Source organism: Priestia endophytica (assembly GCF_026790145.1).
In the GTDB taxonomy this organism is placed as follows: domain Bacteria; phylum Bacillota; class Bacilli; order Bacillales; family Bacillaceae_H; genus Bacillus_I; species Bacillus_I endophytica_A.
In genome coordinates this window covers 1-8,524 of the sequence record NZ_JALAMS010000063.1, presented here as the reverse complement: position 1 = coordinate 8,524, position 8,524 = coordinate 1, and the positions used below count along the sequence as shown (strand labels likewise).

Sequence of the window (8,524 nt, the reverse complement as noted above, 5' to 3'; positions counted from 1 at the left end):
TACTTAAAGGGGATAATACCATCCTCACGGCTTTTTAGTTTTAATAGTTATTCACCCGTTTTTGCAAAACGTTCAATTCTTTCTCCAATTTCATCACGTACACGTTGGAAGAAGGCCCATTTCTCTTCATCTGTTCCTTCAGCTTTTGCTGGATCATCAAACCCCCAGTGTTCACGTTTTACATGAGGTGGTGTCATTGGACATTTATCAGCTGCATCTCCACATAGGGTCACTACTAAATCTGCGTTATTTAGGATTTCAGGGTCAATAATGTCAGATGTTTGATTTGAAATATCAATACCTGCTTCTTTCATCGCTTTCACGGCATTTGGGTTAAGCCCATGTGCTTCAATACCTGCGCTATATACGTTCCACTCGTTAGAATCTAGATGTTTCTTTGCCCAACCTTCTGCCATTTGGCTACGGCATGAGTTCCCTGTACATAAGAAGTAAAGTGTTTTTTTAGACATTTGTAAATTCTCCTTTTGATGTGTTATGAAATAATAAGTAACCAAATATATAAACCAACGAGTGTAATAAACAATGTTGGAATGGTTAAGATAATACCGGTTTTAAAGTAGGTTCCCCAAGAAATCTTAACTCCTTTTGTGGAAAGAACATGAAGCCATAAAAGAGTGGCAAGAGAACCAATCGGTGTAATCTTCGGTCCTAAATCAGAACCAATTACATTCGCATAAATTAAGGCTTCTTTAATCGTGCCTGTGGCAGAAGTAGCATCAATAGCTAATGCATCAATCATGACCGTTGGCATGTTATTCATAATAGAAGAAAGAATAGCTGCAATGAATCCCATCCCCATCGTTGCTGCAAACAATCCATGATCAGCCGTTGCTTGAATGACATTGGCTAATGCTTCTGTTAGACCCACATTTCGTAATCCATAGACGACGACATACATACCAATAGAGAAAAAGACGATGGCCCATGGAGCTCCTTGTAATACCTTTTTTGTTTGAACAGCTGAGCTTTTTCTAGCCATTAGTAAGAATAAGATGGCAATGATTCCAGCGATAATAGAGACTGGTATGTTAAAGAATTCTCCAATAAAGTAGCCTAGTACTAAAACCACAAGCACAATTCCAGATAATCGGAACATCTTCTCATCTTTAATGGCATCACGTGGTCTTTGTAAATCGGCTACGTTGTATGTCTTTGGTATATTTCTACGGAAGTAGATGTATAACACGATGATGCTAGCGAAAAGAGCAAATAAATCCGGTACAATCATGCGTGAAGCGAACTCAGAGAAACTAATCCCGAAGAAGTCAGCTGATACTATATTGACTAAGTTACTGACCACAAGGGGTAATGACGTGGTATCCGCAATAAAACCACTTGCAATAATAAATGGAAAGACCATATGATCTTCAAATTTTAATGCTCGCACCATAGCGAGTACAATCGGTGTTAAAATCAAAGCTGCTCCGTCATTCGCAAATAATGCAGCAACCACGGCTCCAAGAAGAGAAACATAAACGAACATTCGAACGCCATGCCCCTTCGCTGCTCTTGCCATATGTAAGGCAGCCCATTCGAAGAAGCCTATTTCATCTAAAATTAAAGAAATAATGATAACAGCAATAAAGGTTAAAGTAGCATTCCATACGATTCCTGTTACATCTATAACATCTTGAAAATCAACGACACCTACAAGTAAAGCTAAAATAGCTCCCCCGCAGGCTGACCATCCAATGGATAGATTTTTAGGTTGCCATATGACTAAGATGAGTGTTACAAGAAAAATCAATGATGCCAATATAACTGATGTCAATGTACAAACCTCCAATTAATCACAACAAATACGTAATCCTTGTTTTTCTAATTCGTTTAAACGTTCATGCTGAGTTGGTAGCGATTCAAGGATGTTAGAAACGAACTCATAATATTGATATTCTTTATTGAGAGAATAAAATATCCACTTCCCTCTTCGATTCTCTTTCACAAGTTTAGCATCCCTCAATTTTCGTAAATGCTGACTAATAGCAGGCTGGCTCGTTTTATATATCTCTACCAATTCGCAAACACAACACTCGTTTGTTTCTAGAAGTTTCACCATAGATAAGCGAGTTTTATCTCCTAACAGTTTTAATATTTGTGCTGCATTTTCAATCTCAATTGTAGTCTTTATATCCATTAATCGTCCTCCTATCATCAATGCTAATTATCATATAATTATTTAATTATATGTGTATGGTTATAATATAACGAGTTTTTTTATTATTTGCAACTCTAAAAAATAAACTCATCTGACATATAGCTTTTATCAAGGTAATCAATATAAAAAACCTCTAAAAACGTTTTTAGAGGTTTTTATTAACTATGTAAGAATTTTCTCCATGGCCATAACATCTACATACTCATTATCTAGCTTTCCTTGCTCCTGAAATACTCCTACTTCACGAAATCCTATATTTTTATACAACCCTTGACCTGCCTGATTAAATGGAAAGGTGAATAAAACCAACTTATGAAAATTAGATTTTTTCGCTCGATCTTCTAGGTCCTTTAATAATGCTTTTCCAATTCCTTTTCCACGTTGTTGTCTTTGAATATAGACGGATAGATCAGCCACACCATTATAGGCACAACGGTGAGAATAAGGATTTAAGGAAGCCCATCCTATTACCGATTCTTCTCCCTCTGCTACAATGACTTCATATCGTTCTGGACGTTCAAAGAGCCACTGCTTAATGTAAGTTATATTTTTTGTTTCTGTTTCTAAAGTAGCTATACGATCCACGATGCCTTCGTTATAAATCTTCAATATACTCTCCATATCTTCTTCTCTAGCTTTACGAATTAGCACCTTATAATCCCCTTTTTTAGATTTTTCTTATTATTTTATCAGAGATGTAAACTATTATCTTGCTTTTCCTTAACAACTTAATTAACCTATTCATATCAATAATTAAGAGAATGGATTTGAAATAAGTCTAAAGGAGAAAGTGTTTATGATTGTTAATCGTGCTGGAGATTTATCCGTTGAATATTTTCAATCTTATTTTAAACTACTCATGAATACACGTAATTTTGATATCGTACAAGCTAAAGAATTTATGTTCAAACGTTTCTTTAATGAAGATGTTACTTCCCTTGGGGAGTGTACTTACCAACGTTTTGAACAAGCTTATTCATCTTTAAAAGATGAATAGAAATTCTATTAAGCTAACCACACAATAAAGAGCCAGCTATCTTGCTGGCTCTTTATCATTTAACTCATTTTTTCTATTACTGTTTCCATATAAGGTTTGGTTGCGAAACTTACTAAGTTACCATTGACTACTACTGCTGGAGTAGCATACTTGAGAATATCCTCTTCACCAATATGCTTAAATCCCCGTTTTCTTATTAATTCACTCAATTTCTTTTTAGCCATTACACGATCCATGGAGATATCATAATTATAAAGATGGACATTTACAGACTTATTAAAGTGCTCCTTTAATTGTTCTTTTAATTCTAAGCTTTCCTCATAAAAATTTTTGCTGTCTTCACAGCAACCAGATTCTGTTTCTACTCCTGAATCTGTATCGCAACAATCGTCTTGATTATTTGGTACACTTGGAAAAATTTCAATTAAATTAGTTGTACTCATTTAGTTTTCCTCCTTATGATACGTCGTATAAACGATGAACTGGTTTTGGCGGAAGTGGACTAAAACACTCATCATATGTAGCCTTCCAGTTAGTTTTTAAATCTTGATTAAGAGATTCAATCGCATCCGCAACTACCAGATTAAGAACAGCTGGAGATGCTTCAATACGAATATTCAAGACAACTCTAAATTGCTTTCCTTTTTGTACATTTTTCTCTGTAAATGTTGGATCATCCCCTGTATGCACCATACTTGCTTTAACAAACCCATTTTCGAACCCTACATGGACTTTTAAGTGAGCAATTGCCATCTTTTCTCTTATAAAGTGTTCGTTTAATTTACTTAAAAAGCGTTGAGTCCATTCACGTGGGTCTATATCTTGATCTGCATTTAGGTCGCCTAGAATATTCATCCAAGCTAGTTGTGCTTCTCCTTCTGCATATTGTTCATAATCAATGTCGAGTACTTTATCGCCACCTAAATCGGTTGTTAACCATGTTTCGGTTAATTCATCGATATGGTCCCCTCTTTCAGCAGAGATGATTTGTATAACTGTTTGCGGATAACGTTTTTGTAAGTAATTGTATAATTTATCGATTTCATCAGAGGAATAACGGTCTAACTTGTTTAGCGCGATGATATCTCCCTCTGCTAATTGTTTCTCGAATATATAACTTACTGACTGCGAAAAAGAAGGTCTCGTTTCATCCGTTGCATTAAGTTCATGCATCAATCGGGCTGGATCCACAACAATAGTTAGAGGGGCGGTCTTGAATTGATCCGAGTAATACTGCTTTAGTGGCTGTATAACGGTTGCAGCTAAATCTGTACAACTTCCCACAGCCTCTGCAATAATAACATCTGGCTGTTTTTCCTCTAATAACGTGTTTAGATTCTTATATAGGTCGTCAAATTGACAACAGAAGCAGCCCCCTGTTACCTCTTTAGTATTCAATCCATTCTTACGAGCAAGTTCCGTATCAATTAATTCTTTTCCTTGGTCATTGGTCACAATGGCCACACGGTACCCTTTCTCCTCAAGTTTCAACGCCGATTTAATCATCGTAGTCGTTTTACCAGCGCCTAAAAATCCTCCCAGTAATACTAACTTAGCAGTTTTCATCTTTTTCCTCCTTATATCTATTCTTCTTCGTGAAGTACGGTATAAATTAAAGCAGCACTAAGGGCTCCCAGTGTGGTAGCCACTAAATAAATCCATAGACTACTGAATGTACCTGAAACGATGGCTGGCCCAAATGATCTAGCAGGATTCATGGACGCTCCACTAATAGGACCGCCAAACATAGCTTCTAGCGCTACCGTTGCTCCGATGGCCATACCGGCAAATGATTTGACAGCCTTACTATGTACAGCAGAAGTTAAGATCACAATCATAAGTACAAAGGTTAAAACAAACTCTAAAACAAAACTTTGCATCCAGGTCCCACTAGGTATCGTTGCTCCCAAGTGTGATACATTACCGAACATAATTAGTAAAGTTACACTAGATGCTGAAGCTGCTATTAATTGAGTGGAAACATATAAAATTGCTTCCCTCCTAGTAATTTCACCGAGGGCTAGAAAAGCAAGGGTAACAGCAGGATTAAAATGGGCTCCTGAAATATGACCAAAAGAGTAAATTAACGCTAGAACAACTAAGCCAAAAGTAATGGCCACCCCCACATGAGTTAAACTCTCTGTAAGGGAATTGACGATGATTGCCCCAGTTCCCGCAAACACAAGAAAGTAAGTACCGATAAATTCAGCTATGAGCTTTTTCTTCGTTTCAGAATAAGACTCTACATTGGGCAGTGCATGGGGATGGGCAATAGGAGCAGTGATAAAAGATTTCTGATCCATTTTCCTCTCCTCCTTAGCACTTCAGACAGCATCGTTTAAAAATTCCCTCTTCAGCTGGTGTTAACATTTCAAAGTAAAGTTCATCTAATTTAGGGTCCGGATGCTTCCAGTCGTAGTGAAATTCAAATTCCTCTAAATCTAGTTTTTTGATAGACTCCTTATGTAAGAGTGGAGACCCTTTGTATAAATACAATCTTGTTTCATATTGAATCGGATCTACGATACCTCCTAATTGATTGTCCTCTATAAAGGATCTAAAGGTAGTGAGATCTTCGAATTTAGTCCAAGGGTTAAACATAATAAAGGTTGGATTAAGCTTTATATTAATTTCGCGTAAATAAGCAATGGCTTCCTCTATATCAGAAACACTTGTATCTTTGGCTACAGCATCTAGTACTTCTTCAGAAGGGAATTCTAAGGCTGATGTAATGAATCGGACACCCAATTGCTTCATTTCTAATAGTGTTTCCTTATTCTCTAAGATGTGGTCGACTCGGGTTGTGAAATCATATGTTAACTGAGGAAATTCTTGATGAAGTTTTCGTAAAATTTTAATTCCATGGTACTTAGCATTAAAGAAGTCAGCATCTATAAATGTAAGGTGAGTCATTCCTCCCTCTACTAAGTTTCTAACATCTTGCAATACAATCTCTTCTGGAACGAGGATTACCTTTCCCCCATAAGCAGCAAATACGGAACAATACAAGCACTTATGATGACAGCCTCTAGCAATTTCCGTTGAACCTACTACCTCTTCTGATCCTAAGAGATGATTAATTTGTTTTTGAGGATACTTATATAAAGTCGGTAATAAATGTCTGGAAGGGATATCTAGATGATTTCGTGACATATGGGGATGTATGACTTCCCCTTTTATAGCTTGTTCGGCACTTAATACACCAGGAATATTCTCTTGTGTCTCTCCAGAAAGATGTTTGGCTAGTAAAGTTAATGGCTGTTCCCATTCTCCGCAAATACAGGAATCACTATATTTACCAGCTAATCGATTAGCGTTAATTGTGGCATGTTGTCCAAAAAATGTGATGTGGGCCTTTGGATTCTTATCAGCTACACGCCTTGCTATTTCCACTCCTGCATGTACAGCATCAAATAGTGGAACAGATATAGCTACTAGGTCCTGATTCAAAAACTTTTCTTCTACAATTCCCTCAACATAAGTATCTAAGATGGATACATTAAAACCTTCTTTAATTAAAGGGGTGGCTGCCGTTGCGATAGTATTAGGCTGAAAACCACCTTCGAAGTTTGAAATAAGTAAGATATTCATTTAAAAGCCTCCTAAATTATTAAGTTTATGGCCAAACTGGATCCATGAATAGAATGACTGTTGCAACCGTTATTAATGAGTACATCACCTTGTTTTTATAATAGAATTTCATGTTTATTCCTCCTAATATTGTTTTAATTTAATAAATAGGGGTAGTTTCAAAAGAATCATTCAAGTAAATAGAATTAACAATTGAGAAACAACAAAAGTAAGAGTTTTAGAGAAAGATAGAATATTTTATCTTTAGTATTATTCTCCCACCTTCTTTATAACATTAGTTAACATTTTATTTTTATTTTGTGTTTTGTTTAATTTGTTAACTAAATAGTAATTGATTAAGAAAAGGTTGTCAACATTTTCTGAACATTTAATTTAATATTTACATTTTGTTCATAATTGTTAATAATAGAGTTAGAGAGTCAAAGTAAAAAAATCTAGAAAAGAGATTGGATGAGGTAGTCCTATGTTAGGTCAACGCATAAAAGAACTAAGAAAAGAAGCGAAATTAACACAGCAGGATTTATCAAAAGGTATTATTACTAGAAGTTATCTAAGTCAGATTGAGCAAGGCTTAGTTCAACCTTCCTTTGATGTACTCGAAAAGCTAAGTAAAAAATTACATTGTTCTGTCGATGATTTCTTTAAAACCGTGGAAAACAAAGATTTGTTACTATCACAAGTTAAGAAGGAAATTAAGACGGCCGAAAATCAGATAAACTCTAATTCATTCGAGAAAGTAGAAATGTTTGTTCAGAAGAAAGAATATCTAACTCATGAAGAGTTAAATTCTTACGATAAAGGAATTTTGCTATGGGTACACGGTAAATACTATGAATATAAAAAAGATTATAATCATGCCATGACATTTTTCGAGGATAGCGTAACGGAACTAGAAAACAGTCAGCATACAAGTGAAATGCTACGTTCTTTAGATTCTCTTGGTTATGCTCACATTCAAGTTAACAATAATGAGAAAGCTCTTCATACTTTAAATAAAGCTTATCGAATTATGATCTATGATCAAATTAGTGGAATGGTACGTATATCCATACTGGTTAACCTTGGAGTGGTACATGGTAAGTTAAATGAGTATTACTCAGCCATTAACTTTTTACAAGAAGCAAGTGATTTAAATGATAATATGGGGACTTATTATAAATCAGGTGAAATCTTTATGGCGATGGGAATTTGTAATATGCAATTAAAACGTTATAAAGAGGCAAAAAAGGCGTATGAACGAGCTCTTAAATTCTTTAAATTGAGTGAAAATAAGCATCATGAAGCTGGTACCTATACTAATTTAGGGATTTTATTTTCTTACCAAGAAGAATATAACCAAGCAGATCTCTATTTAAGAACAGCTATAAACATTTACAAAAGTGTTCAAACAGAAGAAAGTAGAATTATGAATGCTCAAGTAGAACTTGCAAGGGTACATTATTTACAGGAAGAATATGACCAAGCTTCTTCTTTATGTCATGATATTTTAGAGAAGAACGACGTTAATAAGCATACAGCTCAAGCATTTGAGCTTTTAGGTGATATTCATTACAGATTATCAGATATAGATATTTCATTAAAAAACTATGATGGGGCAAAGAAAGTCCTTCTGTCTCAATCGATGTCATGTCATCATGTTTGTAAGAAAGTGGCCGATGTATATTTTTCTATAGGAGATTATCAAAAGGCTTCAGACTCCTACAAAGAATGTTTTTAATATAAAAAGACAGTGAGTATCCTTGATATTATCCCTCTTAGGT

Annotated in this window: 10 protein-coding genes; 2 read left to right on the top strand and 8 right to left on the bottom strand. The window is 35.3% G+C overall.

The annotated features are described in order from the left end of the window. Positions 1 to 47: 47 nt before the first annotated feature. From arsC to MOC86_RS26135, 4 genes are all read right to left on the bottom strand, one after another. Positions 48 to 470 carry an arsenate reductase (thioredoxin) gene (gene arsC / locus MOC86_RS26150; protein WP_268586825.1) on the bottom strand — a complete coding sequence of 141 codons (423 nt, stop codon included), beginning with the start codon at positions 468 to 470 and terminating at the stop codon, positions 48 to 50. Positions 471 to 493: 23 nt separating this feature from the next. Continuing rightward, positions 494 to 1,792 carry an arsenic transporter gene (locus MOC86_RS26145; RefSeq protein ID WP_268586824.1) on the bottom strand — a complete coding sequence of 433 codons (1,299 nt, stop codon included), beginning with the start codon at positions 1,790 to 1,792 and terminating at the stop codon, positions 494 to 496. Positions 1,793 to 1,807: 15 nt separating this feature from the next. Next, positions 1,808 to 2,155 carry an ArsR/SmtB family transcription factor gene (locus MOC86_RS26140; RefSeq protein WP_268586823.1) on the bottom strand — a complete coding sequence of 116 codons (348 nt, stop codon included), beginning with the start codon at positions 2,153 to 2,155 and terminating at the stop codon, positions 1,808 to 1,810. A 183-nt stretch (positions 2,156 to 2,338) separates the two neighbouring features. After that, positions 2,339 to 2,827 (bottom strand): arsinothricin resistance N-acetyltransferase ArsN1 family A, encoded by a 489-nt coding sequence (locus tag MOC86_RS26135; protein WP_268586822.1) that lies wholly within the window; start codon positions 2,825 to 2,827, stop codon positions 2,339 to 2,341. Between the two features lie 145 nt (positions 2,828 to 2,972). Here MOC86_RS26135 and MOC86_RS26130 point away from each other — a divergent pair, with 145 nt between their 5' ends. Then, positions 2,973 to 3,173 (top strand): hypothetical protein, encoded by a 201-nt coding sequence (locus MOC86_RS26130; protein ID WP_268586821.1) that lies wholly within the window; start codon positions 2,973 to 2,975, stop codon positions 3,171 to 3,173. A gap of 59 nt (positions 3,174 to 3,232) precedes the next feature. Here the strand turns inward: MOC86_RS26130 and vcpD are convergent, their stop codons facing one another. Genes vcpD through arsL form a run of 4 tightly spaced genes read right to left on the bottom strand, consistent with a single transcriptional unit; the run spans position 3,233 to position 6,764 of the window. Continuing rightward, the gene (gene vcpD / locus MOC86_RS26125) at positions 3,233 to 3,616 is read right to left on the bottom strand and encodes an ArsD-related vicinal cysteine protein VcpD (protein ID WP_268586820.1); all 384 of its coding nucleotides are present in this window, start codon (positions 3,614 to 3,616) and stop codon (positions 3,233 to 3,235) included. 13 nt (positions 3,617 to 3,629) lie between these two features. Next, entirely contained in the window at positions 3,630 to 4,739 is a 1,110-nt protein-coding gene (locus MOC86_RS26120) for a GTP-binding protein (protein WP_268586819.1), read from the bottom strand. Positions 4,740 to 4,756: 17 nt separating this feature from the next. Beyond that, on the bottom strand, positions 4,757 to 5,476 hold the full coding sequence (locus tag MOC86_RS26115; protein WP_268586818.1) for an aquaporin: 720 nt from the start codon (positions 5,474 to 5,476) through the stop codon (positions 4,757 to 4,759). Between the two features lie 13 nt (positions 5,477 to 5,489). Beyond that, positions 5,490 to 6,764 carry an arsinothricin biosynthesis radical SAM protein ArsL gene (gene arsL / locus MOC86_RS26110; protein ID WP_268586817.1) on the bottom strand — a complete coding sequence of 425 codons (1,275 nt, stop codon included), beginning with the start codon at positions 6,762 to 6,764 and terminating at the stop codon, positions 5,490 to 5,492. Positions 6,765 to 7,227: 463 nt separating this feature from the next. On the opposite strand from arsL, the gene MOC86_RS26105 reads away from it, so the two are divergent. Then, positions 7,228 to 8,481, top strand: a complete 1,254-nt coding sequence (locus tag MOC86_RS26105) for a helix-turn-helix domain-containing protein (protein ID WP_268586816.1) — start codon at positions 7,228 to 7,230, stop codon at positions 8,479 to 8,481. Positions 8,482 to 8,524 lie beyond the last annotated feature (43 nt).